Origin of the sequence: Paenibacillus sp. GYB004, assembly GCF_036577605.1 — a bacterium.
Lineage (GTDB): Bacteria > Bacillota > Bacilli > Paenibacillales > NBRC-103111 > Paenibacillus_AB > Paenibacillus_AB oceani.
In genome coordinates, this window is record NZ_JARBDB010000017.1 from 36,466 (window position 1) to 59,415 (window position 22,950).

Annotated in this window: 13 protein-coding genes; 11 read left to right on the plus strand and 2 right to left on the minus strand. The window is 53.8% G+C overall.

The window, feature by feature from the left end; translation table 11 throughout:
• Nucleotides 1-41 precede the first annotated feature (41 nt).
• The gene (locus tag PV433_RS09540) at nt 42-1,181 is read left to right on the plus strand and encodes a response regulator (protein WP_332071917.1); all 1,140 of its coding nucleotides are present in this window, start codon (nt 42-44) and stop codon (nt 1,179-1,181) included.
• Nucleotides 1,182-1,442: 261 nt separating this feature from the next.
• Nucleotides 1,443-6,935, plus strand: coding sequence for a SpaA isopeptide-forming pilin-related protein (locus PV433_RS09545; RefSeq protein ID WP_332071918.1), 5,493 nt, complete (start codon nt 1,443-1,445; stop codon nt 6,933-6,935).
• A 155-nt stretch (nt 6,936-7,090) separates the two neighbouring features.
• Here the strand turns inward: PV433_RS09545 and PV433_RS09550 are convergent, their stop codons facing one another.
• Nucleotides 7,091-8,980 carry an ABC transporter permease gene (locus PV433_RS09550; RefSeq protein WP_332071919.1) on the minus strand — a complete coding sequence of 630 codons (1,890 nt, stop codon included), beginning with the start codon at nt 8,978-8,980 and terminating at the stop codon, nt 7,091-7,093.
• The gene (locus PV433_RS09555) at nt 8,955-9,719 is read right to left on the minus strand and encodes an ABC transporter ATP-binding protein (protein WP_332071920.1); all 765 of its coding nucleotides are present in this window, start codon (nt 9,717-9,719) and stop codon (nt 8,955-8,957) included. Before PV433_RS09555 ends, PV433_RS09550 begins: the two co-directional genes overlap by 26 nt.
• A gap of 362 nt (nt 9,720-10,081) precedes the next feature.
• On the opposite strand from PV433_RS09555, the gene PV433_RS09560 reads away from it, so the two are divergent.
• From PV433_RS09560 to PV433_RS09600, 9 genes are all read left to right on the plus strand, one after another.
• Nucleotides 10,082-11,614, plus strand: a complete 1,533-nt coding sequence (locus PV433_RS09560; protein WP_332071921.1) for an extracellular solute-binding protein — start codon at nt 10,082-10,084, stop codon at nt 11,612-11,614.
• 22 nt (nt 11,615-11,636) lie between these two features.
• Nucleotides 11,637-13,997 carry a helix-turn-helix domain-containing protein gene (locus PV433_RS09565; protein ID WP_332071922.1) on the plus strand — a complete coding sequence of 787 codons (2,361 nt, stop codon included), beginning with the start codon at nt 11,637-11,639 and terminating at the stop codon, nt 13,995-13,997.
• A gap of 240 nt (nt 13,998-14,237) precedes the next feature.
• Entirely contained in the window at nt 14,238-15,203 is a 966-nt protein-coding gene (locus tag PV433_RS09570; protein WP_332071923.1) for a sialidase family protein, read from the plus strand.
• Nucleotides 15,204-15,472: 269 nt separating this feature from the next.
• Complete coding sequence (locus PV433_RS09575; protein ID WP_332071924.1) at nt 15,473-16,795, plus strand: ABC transporter substrate-binding protein; 1,323 nt, start codon at nt 15,473-15,475, stop codon at nt 16,793-16,795.
• Between the two features lie 47 nt (nt 16,796-16,842).
• Nucleotides 16,843-17,133 carry a hypothetical protein gene (locus PV433_RS09580; RefSeq protein WP_332071925.1) on the plus strand — a complete coding sequence of 97 codons (291 nt, stop codon included), beginning with the start codon at nt 16,843-16,845 and terminating at the stop codon, nt 17,131-17,133.
• Nucleotides 17,084-18,196, plus strand: coding sequence for an ABC transporter substrate-binding protein (locus PV433_RS09585; RefSeq protein ID WP_332071926.1), 1,113 nt, complete (start codon nt 17,084-17,086; stop codon nt 18,194-18,196). Before PV433_RS09580 ends, PV433_RS09585 begins: the two co-directional genes overlap by 50 nt.
• 42 nt (nt 18,197-18,238) lie before the next feature.
• Nucleotides 18,239-20,521 carry a tail fiber domain-containing protein gene (locus tag PV433_RS09590; protein ID WP_332071927.1) on the plus strand — a complete coding sequence of 761 codons (2,283 nt, stop codon included), beginning with the start codon at nt 18,239-18,241 and terminating at the stop codon, nt 20,519-20,521.
• Nucleotides 20,522-20,729: 208 nt separating this feature from the next.
• Entirely contained in the window at nt 20,730-21,407 is a 678-nt protein-coding gene (locus PV433_RS09595) for a response regulator transcription factor (protein ID WP_332071928.1), read from the plus strand.
• Nucleotides 21,404-22,828 carry a HAMP domain-containing sensor histidine kinase gene (locus tag PV433_RS09600; protein WP_332071929.1) on the plus strand — a complete coding sequence of 475 codons (1,425 nt, stop codon included), beginning with the start codon at nt 21,404-21,406 and terminating at the stop codon, nt 22,826-22,828. Before PV433_RS09595 ends, PV433_RS09600 begins: the two co-directional genes overlap by 4 nt.
• The last annotated feature ends 122 nt before the right edge of the window (nt 22,829-22,950 follow it).

The following is a 22,950-nucleotide window of genomic DNA, read 5'->3' on the forward strand; positions in this document are numbered from 1 at the left end:
TATAATGGACCTGCTTACATTACCGACAGAGCGGTGACACTATGATCCGGGCTATGCTAGTAGACGACGAGAGACTGGCTCTCGTCTATTTGGAGCAGTTGCTGAAAGAATTGATGGACATCGAAATAATCGCTGCCTTAACGGACCCCGTGGAGGCGGTTCAAGCTGCTCCGGAGCTGAAGCCGGACGTCATTTTTATGGATATCGACATGCCGGAAATGGACGGATTGACGGCTGCGGAAATTATAACGGACAGCTGTCCGGATACCAATATCGTATTCGTGACGGCTTATAACCAGTTTGCGCTGGAAGCGTTCGAGCTTCATGCGATGGATTACATCGTCAAGCCGGTTCAAAGCCGGAGGCTGATGAAGACGGTAAGGAGACTGGAGAAAAAATGGTCCCAGCTGGCGGAGCAGACGGCAATGCGTGAGAACAAGGCCGGCTGTATCCGCTGTTTCGGCATGCTCCAGTTCGAGCAGGAGGGGCATGCTGCGCAGCCGTTCCGGTGGAGAACTACGAAGACAGAGGAGTTATTCTGTTATTTGCTCCACCATCGCGGCAGCGTGGTATACAAAGAAACGCTGATCGATCTGTTCTGGCCCGATACAGACCCGGAGAAGGCTCTGGCCCATCTGTATACGATCATTTACCATATCCGCAAAACGTTGAAGGAATCGCATGTCGATGTACAGATCAGCCGGATCAGCGGCCGGGTCGGCTACCGGCTGGACTTGCATCAGGTGGCGCTGGATGTGGAGGAGTGGGAGAACGGCATCCGTAATCTAGGACCTGTTCAGCCGGATCACCTGGAGGAACACCGGAGATGGGTGCAGGAGTACTCGGGCGATTATTTCGGGGATAAAGGGTACGCTTGGGCGGAAAGCGAGCGGCAGCGCCTTCGGATGATGTGGCTGCACCACACGGTGCAGGTCGCCGGGTGTTATACCGAGACGGGGATGCTTCCGGCGGCATTATCGCTCTATCAGCGGATCGTGCAGCTGCAGCCCTACTCTGAAGAGGGTCATCTGGGAATGATGCAGGTGTACGACAAAATGGGAGAACGTTCTGCCGTGGAAGGGCAATTCCGGATCGTTCGGGAGATGCTGGAGGGTGAACTCGGGATCGGGCTTTCGGAAACGACGCTGAATTGGTTGGAGCAGTGGAAGCTTCGAGGTTAGTAAATCATATATGGTGAGAAGGCCGTCCCAGGCTCGAGGGGCGGTCTTTTTTGTGCTGGCTGACTTTCACACTGAGGAGAATAAAATATCGGGGGCGGAGTGTTAGGAACTGTTGAGAATTTGTAGAGAAATTTGTTATACGGTGATCATTGAAAATAACAAACACATTAGAGAGGAGGAGAGATATGAAAATAGCGAAGCAGGCAAGAGCAAGTGAAGTTCATAACGTTAATTCAACAGAGATGGAGGCCCATAAGAAACATGCGAAGGAAAATATCGGTTCTCGCTATCGCGCTTCTGCTATTTGCCCAAACCTTCACGGGTCTGTTTAATACGGCACATGCGGCAGCGATTACGGACAGTATTCTTTCGAAGGTAATCTTGAAGGATGGCCAGGGAACGATCATTGATGCGGCACTAGACCCCGATTATCGGGTCGCGCCCGCTTCAGCCGTAAAGCTAAACTACGAGTGGGAGCTCGAGAACGGACACGGGTACAAGTCCGGCGATACGTTCACATTCCAAATTCATAACTTGTTTGAAGTTTACAACGACGTGACCGGCGATTTGCTTATCGCTGGAAATGTGAAAGTCGGTACGTTCAAGCTGCTGGAAAGCACGCGCGAAGTAACCATGACCTTTAACGATGAGATCCAAAAACGATCCGGTGTGAAGGGCACGCTTACGTTCGACACGTGGTTCAGTGAGATCACCAAAACATCCGAATCGGAAGTGACCATTTCGATCCCGATCAAGGATAATCAGACGCAAGATCTTTTGGTTTTGTTTCAACCGAACGTGACGGAAACGATCAAAAAATCGGGTTCTCCCAATCGGAACAAACAAACGCAGTGGATCAACTGGACGATCGACGTTAACAAGAAGCTCGAGCGAATAAGCAATGCTGCCGTAATTGACGAGCTTCCGCCGGGGCTTGCCAAGCCCGCTAATGTGGAAGTCTATGAGCTGATTGTTAAAAACAACGGTACTACCGTGCGTGGAAACAAATTGAATGCTGCGGATTATACCTATGATCCCAATGTCGCAGCGAACAAATTTGCCGTAAATTTGGGCAATATCGATTCGGCCTACCAGATTGTGTTTACAACCGGATTTACGGATGACAAAAAGTCATTTGTGAATAAGGCTACTCTGACAGGCGGCACGACGGAGCCTCTTGCAACATCACCGACCGTAACGGTCGACCGCGGGACGCTGCTGGAGAAGAAGACCAGCGGTTATGACTCCAGTACTCAAACGGTAAGCTGGGAGATCGACTACAACTTTTCGTTGAACCAGATTCCTGCTGCACAAGCGGTGCTTGTAGACCTGTTTGACGATACGCATGTATTGGACGGACAAGTTGAGGTCTATGAGGTAAGCTTTGATTCGAATGGCAACGCAGTTACTGGAAACCAGCTGACAAGCGGGTATACCACAATTCCTGCTACGGCCACAGGAAAAAACGGCTTTGAACTGAAATTTCCTAGCGGAGTCAGCCAAGCCTTTAAAATCAAGTACAAAACCAAAGCAGCAGGGAATGTGTATGATGACCATACCCTGAGTAACAGCGTAACGACGGGTACGACCACGAAGTCGGCTACACAGAGCATCAGCCAGAAATTTCTCAATAAAGGGTCGAGCAATCCAAACTATAACGACAAAACGATAGATTGGACTGTACGGATCAACGAGATCGGGTATACGGATGTTCAAAATCTCGTCTTTACAGATACATTCCCGTTTGGCGGATTGCAGTTGCATGGGCCGATTAGAGTTCAAAGAGGCTCGACGACGTTGACCCAGGGCACGGACTATACGATTACTCAAGATCCGACTACCGGCTTTACGATCACATTTTTAAAACCGGTAACGACCGAACATCGAATCACGTACACGACGAAGTTCGATAATGAATGGAAGCCGCCGCACGATAATTCATTCGGTATTTCTCAAGGGGAGCACAAGGATAATTTTTACAACCGGGGCAAGCTGGACTGGAAAGCAGTTGAAAACAGCGTTACGGTGGACAAATCGAAAACGATCACAGCCCCGTTTATCCCGGATACGTTCACCAAAGCCAACGGATTTAAAGAAGGTTCCTACGATGCGGTAACGAAGGAACTGACCTGGAAAATCGGTATCAACTACAACAACAGACCGATTACGGATGCGGTTGTGAAGGATATTCTCGGACAAGGTCAAAAGTATGTGTCCGGTTCTTTGAACGTACACCATATGACTTTGTCGGGGACGGAGAACGGAATCGTAGTTGGAGCCGAGGTGAATAGCAGCGAGTATACGTTCACGGAACCGAATGCGGCCAACAACAACACGTTGAGCGTAGCATTCGACAAACCGCCGGGCACCGTGATCAACAACCCCTATTACATCACGTTCAAGACTAGTCTTGACGGGGTGAAAATTGATGAAAAGACGATCTCGAACACAGCTGATCTGTACGAAAACATCAGCACTCCGCTTACTAGTTTCGGAACAACCGTACCGATTAAGTATGGCGGCGAATTCGTCTCCAAAACCGGTGCGCTTCACTCAGCCAACAAGGTCCTTATGGATTGGACGCTGCCGATTAATAGAGGACAGTCGTTGGTAGAGAACGCAGTAGTGAAAGACGAGCCTAGCGCAAATCAAATCTTGGTGGAAAGTTCTTTCAAGCTGTATCCTACAAAGGTTAGTTCGGATGGAACGGTAACGAAAGACTTGACGAAACCTTTACTGGTAAAAGATGTAGACTACACCTTGGACTTTGCCACGGATGACAACGGCAAGCAGTCGTTTGTGCTCAAGTTCAAAAATTCAAATCCGAATCATGCGATCAAGGATGCCTACATTCTGGAGTATCAGACGTTCATTAACGCGTCCGGCCAAGTATCGGTAAGCAATTCGGTTACCTTTACCGGAGATCAGATTACAAAAGGCGAAAAGACTACGAACGAAAGCAAGACGGTTATGAAGACTGCCGGCTCTGGTACCGGAAGCGGCGTTACCGGCACCTTGATCATTAAAAAAACCGATCTGGATACGGGAGCCGTTCTGAAAGACGCGCAGTTCAAGCTCGAGCGGGAGTCGAACGGGAAGCGGATTCCGATCAGCCAAGCGACTAACAAGACCGATGCAGATGGCCTGCTGAAATACGAAGATTTGTTGTTCGGCACCTATATATTGACCGAGACTGCGGCCCCGCGCTCGTACGAGCCGGATTCGACAGAAAAAACGATCATTTTGGATGCCGCTACGGCCGGCAGTGCACCTTATGAGTTCGAAGTCAAAAATAAGCGAGCCATAGGCGATCTGATCGTCAAAAAAGTCAAAGAAGGCACGAATACCGTTCTGCAAGGCGCAACATTCAAGCTGGAGCGGGTCAATTCGGACAGCACCCGGACCACGGTCTCCAATTCAACCTATGTGACCGGCAGCAACGGGCTGCTTAAATATGTGGATCTGCCGTTGGGGAATTACATGTTGACGGAGACTAAAGCGCCGTACGGGTACGCTCTCGATCCGAAGGAACATTCCATCGAACTGACTCCACACCGTGCCGGTACGACAGGTTATGAGTTCAAAGTCGAAAATAAAGTGAGAACAACAGGCGGTCTAGTTATCAGGAAAGTCGAAGACGGCACGAATACGGTCCTGGAAGGGGCACAATTCAAGCTGGAACATAAGGCTTCTAACGGCACCCGGACTACGGTCGCCCATGCAACGAATACGACAGACATCCACGGGTTGCTGAAATACGAAGATTTGGCGTTCGGCACTTACATTTTGACGGAGACCCAACCACCGGCCGGGTACGAGCTGGATTCGGCGGAACGGGAGATCGTTCTGACGGTAGCCAATACCGAAACTACGGGTTACCATGAGTTCGAAGTCAAAAATAAGGCGAGAACGACAGGCGATCTGATCATCAAGAAAGTAGATTCCGACACGCCGACCAAAGTTCTGCCGGGAGCACAATTCAAGCTGGAGCGAGAGGCGTCTAACGGCACCCGGACGACGGTCACAGGTGCGACGTATACGACAGACATCCAAGGATTGCTGAAATACGAAGATTTGCCGTTCGGCACTTACATTTTGACGGAGATCAAGGCGCCGTCCGGGTATCTGTTGGATACGACTGAACATACATTTAGTTTGGACGCAGCCAATACCGAGACCGTGACGAAAGCTTTCGAATTCGAAGTCAAAAATAAGGCCAGAACAATAGGCAGTCTGCACATTAAGAAACTAGTAGACGGCACGAATACGGTCCTGCCCGGGGCGCATTTCAAGCTGGAGCGAGAGGCGTCTAACGGCACACGAACCACGGTCGCGAGTGCAACGAATACTACAGACATCGATGGATTGCTCAAGTACGAGGATTTGGAATTGGGGACTTATATTTTGACGGAGACCCAAGCACCGTACGGGTACGTACTGGATACGACAGAACATAGAATCATGCTGGGCGTGGCCAATACCGAAACTTTGGGTTACTACGAGTATATAGTTACGAATAAGATCAGAACGACAAGCGATCTGATCATCAAAAAAGTGGATGCCGATACGAAGGCCAAGGTTCTGCAAGGGGCACAATTCAAGCTGGAGCATAAGGCGTCCAGCGGCACCCGGACTACGGTCACCCATGCAACGTATACGACAGACATCCATGGATTGCTGAAATACGAAGATTTGGCGTTTGGCACTTACATTTTGACGGAGATCGCGGCGCCGTCCGGGTATGAGCTTGATCCGGCAGAACGGGAGATCGTTCTGACGGCAGCCAATACCGAAGCTGCGGGTTCCCATGAGATCGAAGTCAAAAATAAGCTGCAAGTCATAGTGCCGAAAACGGGAAATTTCTTCATCAAGAAAGTGGACGACCTCACGGGAATGCCGCTGCAGGGAGCCATCTTCAAGTTGGAGCGGTTAACTACGGTAACGGGCTCGACATACGGTACGGGAACTACGGTAACGGGTTCGACTTATGGAGCGGGAATCACGGTTACGGGTTCGACTTACGGGACCGGGATTACAGTCACAGGTTCGACCTATGGCAAAGTGATCATGGGGACGTATACGACTGGCCCGGACGGATTGCTCCCGTTTATCGACATGCCATTCGGCACTTATATGTTGACCGAGATTACAGCACCGGACGGTTATGTGCTTGACTCGAAGGAATTGACCATTATTTTGGATGCAGCGAGTGCAGGTACTATCGGGGTAATCGAGGTCAAAAACAAGAAGCAAGGCAAGCCGGTCGATCCGGTAAATCCGGTTGATCCAGTCGATCCTGAGGAGCCGACCGATCCGGTAGATTCAGGCAAACCAACGGACCCTACTGATCCGGGCAAGCCGACGAACCCGGTAGATCCGGGTAAACCGACGAATCCAGTCGATCCAGGCAATCCGACCGATCCAGTAGATCCAGGCAAACCGACGGACCCGACAGATACGGAGAAACCGGCGGACCCTGGTACTACAACGCCAGGGGATTCGGATAACGCAGGGGCAGGCCGCAATCAGGAGAAAGGCGAAGAACCGGCAGAGCTTAACCGGGACAACTCCGATACGAGCGGAAACCATTCGGCTCTGGCCAACTCGGACGACAACAAGTCGAACGGCGCGGGGGTAAAGGAACTTCCCAAAACCGGAGAAGACAGTGATTTGCCGCTTCAAGTGGCCGGTTTGACACTGGTTGCCGCAGGTATTTCCGGTCTTCTGTACAGAAGACGGGTGCGCGGTCTTTAATCGTTTCTTAATGTTAGAATAGTTGTATGGGAGAAGCCTGAGTACCTTGACGGTATTCGGGCTTTTCTCTTCCTAATTAGATCGAACGCTAGAACGAAGAAAAGGAGCAGGCCGTCACCGGCCGCTCCTTTTGTAGTTGCGCAAGTATGATCACATTACATCACATTTTTCAATTTTCTCAAATAACTCGTCTTGATGAAAAGGAAGTAGACGATCTGGATCGCCAGGAACGTGCCCAGCACAAGTGCCGAAGGTTTCACCAGATTGGCGTTAAACGTATTTTGCAGCGTATTCAGCGCAACCGCCCCGTGAACGAGCGCGACGTCTATAGGCACGAAGAACAGCAGCGCGATTTGCGTTGTGACGATCTTCGACAGCTCGGCTTCCGTCAGACCGAGCTTGGAGATCGCCCGGTACTGCACCCGGTCGTTGTCCAGGTCGGCGTATAAGCGGAAGTACAGGAAGCTGCCCGCCGCGACGAAAAAGACGGCGCCGATGAACAATCCGGTCAGCAAAATTTGCCCGAAGCTTTGGTTCATCTCGTTGATCTCGTAAGCCCGGGACGTAAAGCTGAACTGCTTCTGCTCGCCCTGAAGCTCCCCGTTGAGCGTTTTGGCCGTATCCAGCGTCTGCTCCCACTTCTTCACCTCATACACGTAAGTGATCGAGCCTCTCTCCGATTCGGGAAGCGACCGGTAAGCCGCGTCCGAGACGATGACGATGCTCCCGTAGTCGAACTGCTTCAGCGGGGCCGGGATCGCTTCGTTTTTCGTCACCGCAAACGTAGCTCCTTCTTTGACATTCAGCTGTTTGGCCTGATCGCCTTCCTCCGGTCGCCCGAAGCCCATATCGTCGGGAAAATACAGATAAGCTTCACGATCGCCGAGTTGGATCTGCTCGTTCATCAAACGGTTGTAGTCGCCGGCCGGGATGAAGAGGTGTTGTCTGCCCGATTCGGCTACCTGGAGCCTTTTGATATTCACGATGAATTTCTCATACTCGGTATTTTCCTGCTGCAGCCTCTGCTCGATCAGGGAAGTATGCTCGTCTGCTCGGGCGTTGCCGGCAAACGATTCGTATTTGAAAGCGGGCGTCGATTCCGACATCATGCTGACGAACATCGACTTCATCCCAACAAGCGTGCCGATTGCGCAGAACGCGACCGTCGAGATGATCGCCACCAGGAAAAACATCCGGGCGTTATCCTTCATCCGATAAGCCAGATCGGACAATGTAATCATGTTCGTATTGCTGCGATACAGCTTTTGCTTGCGTTTCAGCTTGTTGATGATATACACGCTCAACTGGGTGAACAGAAAGTACGTACCCACGCTTACGATGACTACGACGGGAAGCAGCGCCAGCAGGACGAGCATCCCTTTCACGATAAACGCGATGGCATACCCGACGGCCAGCAGTACGGCGGCGAGTATCGCCAGCCCGGCGGACGCCTTCGGCTCCGGCTTTGGCTTCGCGGTTCCTTTCAGCAGATCGATCAGCGAGCTGCTTCGCAGGATGATGGCCGTAAAGAGCGAAATCACGACGAACAGCAGCGTGAAGGCGAAGAGCGTTAACCATCCCGCCGTGACCGGCCAATAAAAGGAAAGCGGCTTCTCCAGCGCCAGCACGGACGTTCCCAGCATCAGCATCCCTTTCGACAAGAGCAGTCCGGCCGCGATGCCGGAAGCGGTAGCGGTCAACCCGATGATCACATTTTCGAGGAAGACGAGCTTCCGGAGCTGCAGATCGGACATGCCCTGCATGATGCAGATGCCGAACTCCTTTTTCCGCGACTTCAGAAAGACGCTCATCGAGTACAAAATGAAAAGAAACGTAAATACGTAAATGATATACTGCGACACGTCCATGCTTGTCTGCGCGCCCTTGCCGTAGCTGCCGTGGGTCGAGAAGTTCAACTCCGGGTGGAAGACGAACATCGAATAGGCGAAAAAGATCATGACCGAGAAGGCGCAGCTGAAAAAATAGCCGGCATACAGACGCTTGTTGCGGAAAACGTTCTTAAACGCGAACTGACGAAAATTCATCCGACGATCCTCCTATGGAAGACAATACGTTCATGATGTTTTGGAAAAAGGCTTCGCGTCCGTCCGAACGGTGCAGCTCCCGGTACAGCGCCCCGTCCTTGATGAAGATGACGCGGTCGCAGTAGCTGGCCGCCTGCGGATCGTGGCTCACCATCATCATCGTGGCGCCTTCGTCGCGATTCAGCCTCTGAAGCGTCTCGAGCACGTCTTTGGCCGACTTCGAATCGAGGTTGCCCGTAGGCTCGTCCGCGAGAATCAGCTTCGGATCGTGGATGATCGCCCGCGCGATGGCGGTGCGCTGGCACTGGCCGCCCGAAATTTCATAGGTGCGCTTATTCAGGATGCCCGCGATGCCGAGCTTTTCCGCGATTTGCTGCACCCGCTTGTCCTGTTCGGCGATCGGGACGTTCTCCAGCGTCAGCGGAAAGATAATGTTTTCTTTTACAGTCAACGTCTGCAGCAGATTAAAATCCTGAAAGACGAAGCCGAGCTCCTGGCGGCGGAACAGCGCCAGCTGCCGCTTGTTTAACCGGTGGGTGTCGACGCCGTCGATAAGCACCTCGCCCGACGAAGGCTTGTCGATCGTCGAGACGACATTCAGCAGCGTCGTTTTGCCGCTGCCGGACGGTCCCATGACGCCGACGAACTCTCCCTTTTGAATCGTAAAGTTTAAACCTGACAACGCTTGATAGGCTACTTTGCCTTCATATACTTTGGATACGTTTCTGACTTCCAGCATGTACGGTACACTCCTTCAACGTTTTGCGAAGCAATATCGGCTTCGAAACCATCAGCTTCGGCGAATTCTCTATGGATATCATCGCATCCGGCCGCCCGGAGCGCCATGGATCTAACTTACGGAAAACTTTCAATGTTGTAAGCTTCGCATACGAAAACGTAATCGTAGCCGCAGCCGAATCCGGTTGCGGATTTTGATCGCGGCGGCTTGAAGGGAGGATATTGCATGACACTTTGATTTGATATAGAACCACGTTCCTTATTGGTGAACAAATAATTCTTGTCTTTTTTCCATTTAGTACCTACAATTGAACCTGTATTGGCTATTGCCAAACGACCTTGTTCACAGGGAGGGGATCTTTCGTGATCGGTTACAGGCAATCGGCTTTCAATCGAATTGCACTGGGTACGCTTCTTGCTCTGCTCCCGGCGGTCTCCGGCTGCAGCTACATGAAAGCGCAAACATCGGAGCCGTTTACGCTTGAGTTAGTAAGGAGCGACCATCCGGCACAGGTTCTGCGGACGGACACGCCTGTCTTAAAGGAGATCCGGCGCATAACCGGCATTACGTTAAACCTGGTCCCGATTCCGCTCAGCAGCTATTCGGACAAGAAGAGGTCGCTGATGACGACCGGCCATATGCCGGATATTTTGCTGATCAATCCGAATGAGATGACTGAGTTTGCAAGAACGGGAATTTTTTTGCCCGTATCCGACTATTTGGAACAGATGCCCCATTTCCGGAGCATCCTCAAGGAAAATCCGCTGATGCAGCGATTGTACGTAGACGGCAAACTGTACGGATTTCCAGTAACGGCTCAGCATTACATCCAAAATGCGAAAGCGCCGATGATTCGCACCGACATCTTGAAGAAGCATCAGCTCGAGGTCCCCCGTACGTTTGACGAGTTGTATACCGTACTGCAAAAACTGAAGGAGCTGTATCCGGACTCGATTCCATGGACGGCGCGAGGGATCGGATCGTTTCTGAATGCGGTCGCCTTCGGACTCGGCTCGGGAGCGGGGATGTACTTCGATCCGGACCTGGGAGGCGGGCGGTACTTGTACGGGACGAACAAGCCGGAATTCAAAGAAGTGCTGACGTACCTGAACAGGCTGTACCGCGAGGGGCTGATCGATTCCGACTTCGATGTTAACAGTCAGCAGCGCTGGAGCGATAACCTCGGCTCGGGGAAATCCTTTTTTTATTACGACAATTATACGTTTGCGCTTAATTTCAACGAGGCGTTAAAGCGGGATCATCCGGACTATCGTCTGGAGCTGATTCCTTACCTTGCAAATGCTAAAGGCAGCACAAGAGGATTTCTGTATCCGAAAGGTTGGCTATCCGATATTTATGCGATCAGCTCCAATGTGGAGGACCCTCTTCGGGCTATCAAACTCTTCGACTGGCTGTACAGTCCCGAAGGAGCGTTGGCATCGAATTTCGGCATTCGTGGGGAAACGTACGAGATCGTGGACGGAGAGCCCCGAGTAAGCGCCCGTCTCGCCGAAACCTACAAACAGACGGCCGATCCGATTCGCATGATGCAGTCGGAAGTCGGGGCCGGTCTGCTGGCCATTTCTCCGCTTGTCGATGAAAGGCCGGTCATGGAGCTGTCAAGTCCCGACCTGCTGCGCTGGAGCGAGCAGCTGAAGCGCGATCCGGGGGCGATTGTCATCGACAACTTGGCTCCAAGCTTTACGAAGGAGGAACGGGACCGGTTGACCCACATCCGTTCCCGGCTGGCCCCACTCGAGCAGGAGCTGCTCAAGTTTATAATAGGGACAAGGCCGTTAAGCGAATACGAGGCTTATGCCGAGCAATTGACTGGGGCCGGCGTACCCGAGATGGAGACGATCTATAACGACGCATTGGCGCGTGTACGGCCATAGAGCGGTGTGGGGGAAGTTTGCAATGAACTTATGGAGGAAGTATTTTCGGGTCAACCGCCTTTTCGTTCAAATTTTGCTATATTTCTTATCGCTGCTGCTTCCGATCGCATTGATCGGTACGTTCACCTACGACCGCTTCGTCGATCAATTCAAGCGGGAGTTTACAGAGAAAATAACGATGAACATGCGGTCTTCAGCCCTAGCGATAGATAACGACCTGCGGATGGTCCAGGAATCGATTGTCGGCCTGTTTGGCGACACGTCCGTCATCCGGCTCATGAAGCCTTTCGCCGCTTATTCACTGGAAGAACGGACGGAGGTTCATCAGTTGCTGAACGGCTTGAGGCGAATCCGTTCGATCGCAAACACGACGACGGACGAAATTTTCGTGTATGTCGATAATGATAAAGTTTACACCAGCGGAGGAGTGGAAGATTTCGGTTCCTTTTTCACCGGTTTTTACCGGTTCGCCGAGTATGACCGGAGCTTCTGGGAACGGAAACGAACCGACGCGCCGCAGGTAGAAATATTGGACCGCTCCATGGTCCAAACTCCGTTTTACGAAAGGGAGGTTGTTCCGCTCCTGACCTCGGGCGTCATCCAGGGAAACAAAGCCGTCATCGTGGCCTCCGTATCGCTTGACGCGATCCGAAAAACGCTCTCGGGAAACGTCGCATACCCGAACACCCGCTTCATCGTAACCAGCGGTGACGGCCGTTTTATTCTAGCTTCGGATCAGGCGTTTCCCAATAGCGAAACCGCCGGGGAGATCGACCGGATAGCCGGCAAGCCGGCCTCCTTGTCCGAGCCGATAACCATCGAAGGGAAAAAGTATTTGGCGGCCATCGTCCAATCCGACATATACGGATGGAAGTACTACGCGCTCACCCCTGCCGCCGAATTCAATAAGCAGGCTGGTGGCATTGTCAACATGCTGCTCCTGATTTGCGCCGTATTGGGTGTAATCAGCATTGCGTTTTCATTCGTATTTACTTTTCGAATCTACAATCCGATCCGGCGCATCTCGGACATCCTCAATCAAGGCGAAAACGGGACAGAGCCGGCGCCCGGCCGTGTAACGCCATCAGACGAGTTTGAGAGGATCGGTCAAGGCATCGATCAATTGCTTCGGTACAACCGGCAGTTCGAGGAGAAGCTGCGCAACGTGTCCACGGAATATTTGGACGTTGCCTTGCTTCAATTGCTGCAGGGCGGCAAGCTGTCCCGGGAACAGCAAAGCCTGCTGCTCGATCAGATGGGATATTCGAAAAGCGGCTTTGCGTGCTGTACGATCCTGTTCGAGTTTAAGACGACCTTTTATTCCGGGGTGCAGGATGTCGACCGGATGCTCATTCATAGCAAGCTTAAGAAACTGATCTGGGGAACGCTTCAGGATTATGCCGATCTGTACGTTCTTGAGTGCAGGCAGCATCAATATATTTGCGTCGTTAATTTGGACGACGAGGAGGAGTTCGCCGGCATCCGTTCAGGGCTGGAGCAGTTGGCGGAAACGTTCCGGTATGATGCGATCTATTGCAGCATCCATATCGAGACAGGCCGTTTATACCCGGGGCTGGACGGCATCCCGCGTTCTTACCGGGAGGCAATGGACCAGTTGCGAAGGAAAACGTCCTCTCCGGATTTTGTCATTCTGAGGGAGGACAAGCCAGATAGGAGAGTAGACGCTTCCTATTTGTTCTCCGACGAAAACAAGCTGCTGAATCTGCTGAAGCTGGGGGACGAAGGGGGCTTGTCGGAGGCGGTCGATCACCTTTTGAGGTCATGCGAGCTCAAGGGCGGTTCCGCCGAACAGCTTCACTCGCTCATCTCGGATATGGCCTATACCGGGCTGAGATTTGTGTCCGAGAAGGGCATCGGCGTCGCTGCGGTTTTAACGGAGCGGGAAGAGGAACAGCTATTCCGCTTCCAGGCTAGCGCCGCCGACCCGGAGGAGAGGCGGCAGCTGCTGCACAGGTTGTATAGCGGGATCGCGGAGACGATGGTTCGTCAGCAGCATGCTTACAGGTCGGGGGCGCTTCTGTCCGCCATCATGAGCTACATCGACGAGCATTACAATGAAGATTTATATCTGGACAAAATCGCGGATAAAATGAACGTGTCCGTCAAATACGTCTCCCGCGTATTCAAAGAGAAAACCGGAATGAATATTACCGATTACATCAGCCAAGTGCGAATCTCCAAAGCGAAGGAGCTGCTCGTCCACTCCGATCTGCCGATCGGCGCGATTGCGGAGAAGGTAGGAATTCATAACCGGACGACGTTTCTGCGCACGTTTAAAAAGGTGGAGGGTTTGTCCCCGAACGATTTTCGCAAATCGATTGCAGCCGACGCGAACAGAGAGGCGGCTGGAATACCGGATTGAACGCATTACGAAACAGCCAAGCCCGAAGCCGAGAGGTTTCGGGCTTGGCTGTTGTGCGTTTCTTCGAGTAGGAAAAATGCAGCCAGGTAGATACATGCATCATCGGTCGCCGGAGTGCGAAAATTGATGCACCGGGCGCCCGTTTGCTTCTTGGAAACGGGTTCGTACGGGGATATAGTGATACCAGATTGCGGCCGCAGTCGGAAACGATCAAGTGTTGCGGGATGGGAGCGAGGAGTATTGAGGTACAGCTTAACGGAAAAAGAATATATTTTTGGTGACCGCCGGCCGTTTGCCAGCTGTCATGCTTCCACCTTGGACGTATTGCCGGACGGGAGTATTCTGGCCGCCTGGTTCGGAGGCACGAAGGAAGGAATGGGCGATGTAGCGATCTGGAGCTCGAAACGGGCGAACGGGAAATGGTCGGAGCCGCAAAAGATTGCGGACCGCGAGGGGATGCCGCACTGGAATCCGGTTCTGTTTCGTACGAACGAGGGGAAGCTCCGCCTGTATTATAAGGTCGGCCATACGATTCCTCATTGGCATACGCTGACGTGCACATCTACGGACGACGGCGCAAGCTGGTCGGAGCCGGTTCCGCTTGTTCAGAACGATACGGGGGGACGCGGGCCGGTACGGAATAAGCCGATTTATTTGCGCAACGGGATGCTGCTGGCTCCGGCTTCGCTCGAAACGCTGCAGCAGTGGGACGCTTTTGTCGATATGTCCTGCGATAACGGCGGTTCGTGGAAGGCCAGCAGTCTCGTCCCGATCGATCATGCAACGTTCCCGGGGAAAGGAATCATTCAGCCGACGCTATGGGAATCGGACGAGGGCGTTCATATGCTGCTGCGCAGCACCGCAGGGGCGATATACCGAAGCGACAGCACGGACCAAGGGGAAACCTGGTCACCCGCTTATGCGACGCCGCTGCCCAACAACAACAGCGGCATCGATCTCGCCCGGATGCAGAGCGGAACGCTGGCCCTCGTATACAATCCGGTCGGGGAGGACCGGGGGGCGAGAACGCCGCTCGTCGTCCGTCTCTCGCACGACAACGGGAATACGTGGGGGGACGAGTTTGTACTGGAAGACGAGCCGGGGGAATTTTCGTATCCGGCTATCGTAACGCAGGGCGACCACCTATATATCACATATACGTGGAACCGGGTAAAAATCGTTTATTGGCGCTTGACGCTGCAATAAAGGTGCGCTCTGCTCGGGCGGACATCCGGGCTATCATGGGGCGTGCGTTACAGGAGTTAAGGGAGACTGTCGATTCATTATGAACAACCTAGTGGAAAGTGAAAAGATTGCCTTCTGGCGAGTTTTGTCTGGAATCCCAAACCTTAAAATCCTTTAAAATCAAGGGATTCCGGACAACCTGTCTGAGCAGAAGAAGGCAACTTTTCCCTTGGAACGGCCAGATAACACTTCTACACATTTAATCGACAGTTTCTAAGGGGGCTATACAAGTGAAGGCAGGAAAAGCTGCAAGGATGAAGTCGATCTTGGCCGGTTTCTGCATACTTCCCGCCTTGGCGGGCTGCGGACCTGCTAAGGAGACCGTGGAGAAGGCAGCGGAGAAGGCGGAGGCGTTCGATACGTCGCCGGTTAAGCTGAGCTTGTTTCCCGCGGTAGGCATTGAGGAGAAGGACGTCAACCGCTTGTTTATCGAGCCGGTCAAGAAGAAATACCCGCATATCGACATCGAGTTGCTAAAGCCCGGCAAAGGTACGATGATTCAAGATTTGGTGGCCGCCGGCCAGCCTCCGGATTTGCTGTATACGTGGAATGGCGGGTTGTCTACTTTTCAGGCTTACGATTTATTGGTCGACATGACGCCGCTTGCCGCCCGGCACGGCGCAGATCTGTCCCGCTTCGAGCCGGTCGTCCTAGATTCCATCCGCGTATTGTCGGGGCAGCGGGAGCTGTACGCCCTTCCGTTTACCGTCCAGTTTAATGCGATTTATTATAACAAAGATCTTTTCGACCGGTTCGGCGTCCCGTACCCGTCAGACGGCATGACGTGGGAAGAGACGATCGAGCTGGCAAAAAGAGTTACCCGCAGCGAGGGAGGGGTCTCGTACCGGGGTCTCGATCCGGAGGCGGTATCCCGGTTGTCCAAGCCGCTCGGGATCACGTACGTCAACAGCGGGAAGGAAAGGTCCGCAATCGACACGGACGAATGGAGGAGAGTGTTCGAGCTTGCCCGCTCCATCTATTCGATACCGGGCAATAAGCCGGGGAATTTCCTGAACGCCAATGCCAAACCCGCTTTCCTGAAAGACCAGAATCTGGCGATGATTACGACGATCAACCTGCTGAATCTAGCATTGGAGGAAGCGGCCGCAGTAGGCTTGAATTGGGACGTGGCCCAGTATCCGAGCTATAAGGAGAAGCCGAATGTGTACGGCCATGTCGATGCGCACGTGCTTGCGATTACGAAGACGAGCAAGCATAAGGATCAAGCGATGCAGGTGCTTCAGGTCGTTACCTCCGACGAGGTTCAATTGCTGAGCGCGCGAACGACAGCCAGGCTGTCTCCGCTGCAAAACCCCGAGATGAAAAAACAGCTGGGCGCCGACATGCCTTTCCTGAAAGGCAAACGGTTGGAGTCGATCTTCAAAAGCTCTCCCGTCCCGGCACCGGCCTACTCGCGTTATGAAGACAGCGCAGTCAATCAAATCGTGCTGAAAAGCTTCGAGGCCTATTTCAACGGCCAGGATATGAACAGCGCTCTGCGCGATGCGGATCAAAAAATTAACCGTCACATCGAGGATAGCAAGAGCAAGTAAGGAAGTCCGTTGTAGCTGATGAAAACATGAGGGGAGTCGGTATTCATATGCTGGGGAAAAAACGAGCGGTCGCTTTATCCGCCATCGCGGCGATGACGGCGTCATTGCTGGCCGGATGCGGAGGGAAAGAAGCTTCGGGAGGAGGAGCGGGTCAAGGGGCCGATGCCGCGCCCGGCACACAGCCAGCTGCCGTGCAGCCTGTGAAGCAGGAGCCGGTAACGATCACTTTCGGTTATCGACCCGGTTATTTTACAGAAAAAGAGATGGAACGGTACGTGATACGAGCCGGTGAAAAAGAAATATCCGCACATCACGGTCAAGCCGCTGCTGATCGATAACAAAACGGTGACGCTGCCGAACTTGATCGCTGCGAAAGAAGTGCCGGATATCATTACGACGAATTCGCTCACGCTGCAGGATTTCAAGCAGTGGGATCTGCAATTCGATATGACGGAGCTGGTGCAAAGTCAAAAAACCGATCTTAGCGGCTTTAAGGCGGATGCGCTCGAATCGATCAAAATCACGAATCAGACCCCCTATCTGGTCGGATTGCCGTATACGCTGCAGTTTAACGCGTTGTACTACAACAAGGATATATTCAATAAGTTCGGAGTCGAGTACCCGAAGGACGGCATGACTTGGGGAGAAGTGACGGAGCTTGCCAAAAAGTTGACGCGGGTGGCGGACAATGTGCAGTACCGGGGCTTGGAGCCCGACTCGGTATTCCGTCCCGGCTCTCAGCTGGAGCTGCCTCTCATCGATCCGGCCACCTACAAATCGATTGCCAATACGGATGCGTGGAAACGCGTGTTCCAGATGGTCAGAGACATCTACGAGATCCCGGGCAACTCGGATATCAAATCGCTCGGCAACGGGATTAAAGATTTTAACCAGACCCAGACGATCGCCATGATCGCCGGCCTGAACTGGCTCAGCTTTATGAACGACGACAAAATCAAGTCGAGCTTCACGAATTGGGATATGGCTTCCTACCCGGTATTTCCGGAGAAGCCGGGGATCGGCACACAAATTGACATTCATTTGATGCTGCTTGCCAAAACAAGCAAAAACAAAGAAGCCGCTTTACAGGTCATGAGCACGGTCGTCTCCGACGAAGTGCAGCTGGAGCTTGTGCGCGACGGCAAAATATCGGTGCTGAAGGATAAAAAGTTCGAAGACGAGTTCGGCAAAAACCTCGACATCCTGAAAGGGAAAAACGTGCAAGCCGTATTTAAAACCAAACCGGCCAAGCCGTTCCCGCCGACGGAATTCGCAGGCAGAGCTTTAAACGACATCACCAATCTGATGGGCAAAATCATTAAAGATCAAGTCGACTTGAACACGGCGCTGCGCCAGTTCGACGAGGAACAGACGAAGAAGTACGCGGAAGGCCGCAAATAAACCGGTTTAGGCAGCAACCACCCAGCAAAGGAGTGATTCGGAATGCCTCGTCAGGATGAAGATCAACGTCAGGAGCTGCCGCCAAGCGGCGGCTCCGCTCCATCGATCAGCCGCAGAAAGCTGCTTGCCGCCGCAGGGCTTGGCGGCGCGGCCTTATTGTCCTCGGAGCTGTTGAAGCTTGAATTGGCGGAAGCGGAAGCAGGCGCGGTCGGGGAGGCGGTTTACGGACATAAAGGCAAGCCATGGGACAACGGCTTGAGGGAGGAGCTGGCGAATAACGCGGACCCTGTGAAGGGAGCTGAGCTGGTCGGCTACAAAGGCCGCACCGTGGCGGATAAGCTGGGCGAGCTGGCGAGCGCCGCGGATTGGAACGGCGACGCCCAGATGGCCGCAGACGCAGCCGGCGGACAAGTTTATTTCGTCCCCCCCGGAGCCGCTATCACGGTGGACGTACCCGCGCAGTATTCCGATCTGAATGCGGCGCTGCATGCAATCGAGCGCTGGATGATCCCGTCCAGCTCGGTAGTCCGCATCCGTTTGGCTGCAGGTTCCTATGTGATGCCGGGCGCTACCCGGATTACGCATCCGAACGCCGAGCAGATTCAGATTAAAGGAGCGGATGTGACGTTAACCGCCAAAGCGGTCGGTCAGACGAACGTGACAGGGACGGCGGGGCACTATCTCGTTACGCTCGCCGTGACGAGTTCGGGAAGCTTTGCGGCGGGAGATTGGGTGATGATTCGCAAGACGTCGGGGGATGGCAACCATTACGCCCATGCGGGATTTTGGGAAGTCGTGTCGGCAGGCTCCAATCAGATCACGGTCCGCAACCGCTACCGTCAGCCGGCATTTCCGGCGCATACGCTGGCTTCCGCCGATCTTTACAAGATTGGCACGATTCTAAAATACAACAATACCGACGGTATTGTCGTACGAGGCTCCAGCGTCGGGCTTCTGGAGGATGTGGGAATCGTCGGCAACATGTACGACTACTGGAATGAAGCCAATGTGACCGGGACGGAGAAAGGCACGCACGGCATCTATGTCGGGTCCAACACGATCGTGAGCGGCTCGGCGGCACCGGGAGGAGAAAATCCGCTAGGTATTTCCGGCGGTTCGATTTCGCTCGGAGAGTTCGTATGCGTGAGCCAGTTTGACCAGCAAGGCATATGCGTCGCCGGCGGCTCGGGCGTGTACGGGAAAGGTGCCGTATCGACGGGAAACGGCAGAAGAGGGTATTACGTCGGCACCTCCGCCGCGATCGAGATCAAGTTCTGCATAGCCGCCGGAAATTATTTGGACGGCGTGATCGCGGACTACGGCGGCTGCTTTAACACGAGCGCGGCCTTTTTTATCGGCAATCGGCTCGTTGGAGGCTTTGCGTTTAACGGCGGATCGCTGGTTGCTCCGAATACGATTTCGGCAGGCAATGCGGCGAACGGGTTCGAGGCCAGGGCGGGCGCCCAGCTCAGCGCGGATAGCGCGACGGCCGTGTACAACAGTTTAAACGGAATTCACGGCGAGTACGGAGGGAGAATATCGTGTACGAATGCGACGGCTTCCTATAACGGCCGGGACGGACTTTCGCTCGCGTTCGGAGCGGTGGCAAGGGCGACGAAGGTCAATGCCAGCGAGAATGCGCGGTATGGCGTAATGTGCGACGGAGGTTCGACCGCGGTTGTCACCGGTGCGGCTGCGTCCGGCAATGGGACGGCGGACCGGCTGGCGAAGCAGCTGTCCATCATTCAGGACGGTGCGTCTTATACCGCCGGTACGATTGACGGTGTATCGCGTCTGACGCTTCGCAGCGGGACTTCGACGGCGGATCAGGCTATTACGGGAGGCGGCGACGTATCGGTTTCTTTGAACGGGACACCGAGGTTTCTGTATAAAGCAAACGGCGACCTGCACCCCACATCAGACGGCGTTCAAAATCTGGGGCAGCCGGTCAATCGGTTTAACGATATTTACGCGGCCAATGGGGTCATCCAGACGTCGGACGAACGGCTGAAGTACGACGTTGAAGCTTCCGACCTGGGACTGGATTTCGTTAACCTGCTTACTCCCTCCAAGTTCAAGATGACGGACGGGCAAAGCGGGCGCGTCCATTACGGATTAGTCGCGCAGGATGTGGAGAGGGTGATCAGCCGGCTCGGGATGGCGGATTCTGATTTTGCCGCCTTGACCCGTTCCGTTCCCCTGGACAATGATGGAGGTCCTGCGGGCGAACCGGTTTACGGCTTGCGTTATACCGAGTTTATCGCGCCATTGATTAAGGCTGTGCAGGAGCTGACAAAACGAGTCCGGGAGCTGGAGGGGAGATAACCGTTTCGATTACAAAGCGCAGCTCAGCACCCCGATTTGTGTCGTCCGGTCCGTTTAGTCCGGTCACCTGCCCGCCCATTCTTTAAGGACGCCGCCCTTACCGCATATCCGCCAAAGGTTGATGCGCCAGCCTTTTTCTTATACAATAACAGCAGAATGATGATAACTATTCTCACTTAATGAGATGAACCAAGGGCGGAGCTGCGGGATGAAGACCATTTTGCTGATCGAGGACGAGAGACATTTATCGAGGTTTATCGAGCTGGAGCTGCGCCACGCCTCATTCTCGGTGACGACGGCTTACGACGGGCCGTCGGGACTGGACCTCGCCTTGAGAGAGGACTGGGACGTCATCCTGCTCGATCTGATGCTGCCCGGTATAGACGGTATGGAAGTATGCCGGCGAATCCGGACCGTCAAGAAAACGCCGATCCTGATATTAACAGCCAGAGACAGTGTCACGGACCGGGTATCGGGCCTCGACAGCGGAGCGGACGACTATATTCCGAAGCCGTTCGCGATCGAGGAGCTGCTGGCGCGGATTCGGGTCGTCTTCCGCAGACAGGAGGACAGAGACGAGGACAACAAGGCGCTGCTGTCGTTCCAGGACCTGAGCGTCAATCTGGATTCCCGCGAGGTGCGCAAGGGAGCCGGGAAGATCGAGCTGACGAAGCGGGAATACGACCTGCTCGTTGCGTTTCTCAGAAACGCGGGCCGGGTGCTGACGCGCGAAACACTGCTCGACATGGTATGGGGATATGAAGCGGCGGTCGATACGAACGTCGTGGATGTGTATGTCCGGTATTTGCGTAACAAGATCGATGCACCGGGGGAAACGAGCTATATTCAGACGCTCCGGGGTACCGGCTACGTGATGCGAAGATGAGAAAATTAACGCGTACCTGGCTGCATCTCCCGATCAAGTGGAAGCTGACCTTATGGTCGTCCCTGCTGTTGTTTCTGCTGTTCGCGGCGTATAACGCCGTTCAGTACGTGTATGTGGAGCAATGGATGATCAAGCGGGAGAAGACCGGCGTCCAGCAGACGATGCGAGCGGCGCTTAACTATTTCCTGGAAAATGAATTCGCCTTCAAGGGGGCCGATCTGGCCCCGATTCGCGGTTTTCTCGAACGGGTAAACGGGCAAAATCAAGGGATTCGCGTGCTTGACGCGAACGGCAGCGTCATCGTGTCCGTCTCGAACGGGTTAAGCGGCGGTTGGGGCGAGACGCCGGGATCGTCAGCGGGCGGCGAGATCGCGGGGACGTGGCAGCGGAGCGATAATCTGCTGATCATGAGAAGCCCGCTCACCATTTTTGAGTTTACCGGCACGATCGAGATTGTCCGCAATACGGAGGACTTCGCCGAATTAATCGCGGCTTTCTCCCGCGTCATGCTGCTGTGCGGGCTTGGAGCTGTTTTCTTGAGCGGGTTCGGGGGCTGGATGCTGGCCCGCCAAGTGCTGAAGCCGCTGCAATCGATGTCCGATACGATCCGCAAGATCAAGCGGAAAGGGCTGCATGAGCGGGTGCCGCTCGGCGGCAATCAGGATGAGATTTATACGCTGATGAGTATGTTCAACAAGATGATGGATCAGGTGGAGAGATCGTTTCTCCAGCAAAAGCAGTTCGTCGAAGACGCCTCGCACGAGCTGAGGACGCCGGTCGCGATTATCGAAGGCCATCTGGCGATGCTGCGGCGTTGGGGGAAAAACGACCCGGCCATCCTGGAAGAATCGCTGGACGCTTCCATTCACGAGCTGGCCCGGCTCAAGGGGCTCGTTCAGGAGCTGCTCGCTTTGTCGCGCGCGGAAGCGGCGCTTCCCGAAGGGGAGCGGCCCGCTGCAGATCCGGCCGAGACGATCCGGCAGATCGTCCGGAACAGCGCGGTCGTTTTCCCCGCGTTCCGGTTCGAAGCCGTGACGGACAAGGTAACCGGCGTGGCGGTAGGTATTCCGGAGCAGCAGTTGGAGCAGATTTTGCATATTCTGATCGACAACTCGGTCAAATATTCGCCGGACCGGAAATCGGTCCGGGTGACGGGGACGGTCCGTGACGGGCAAGTGTGCATTCAAGTGTCCGACCAGGGCGCGGGCATTCCGGCAAGCGAGCTGCCTCGCGTCCTCGACCGGTTCTATAGGGTGGACAAGGCCAGAAGCGGGGAGCAGGGCGGCCACGGACTCGGTCTGGCGATCGCCAAACGGCTGATTGAGCGGTACGACGGCACTATTAAGATCGACAGCGTGGAGCACGAAGGCACGACAGTGACCGTATTATTACCGGCAGTACCTCCAAATAACGGCAAATAAACGCGGGTAGGTAAGTTTCTATGGAAGCTTATCTACTTTTTTTCGTTTTCACATCGTTTTCTCATTTTCATCGGTTACAATGTAAATTGTTCGTTTCAATGGTAATGATATTCATTATCAAT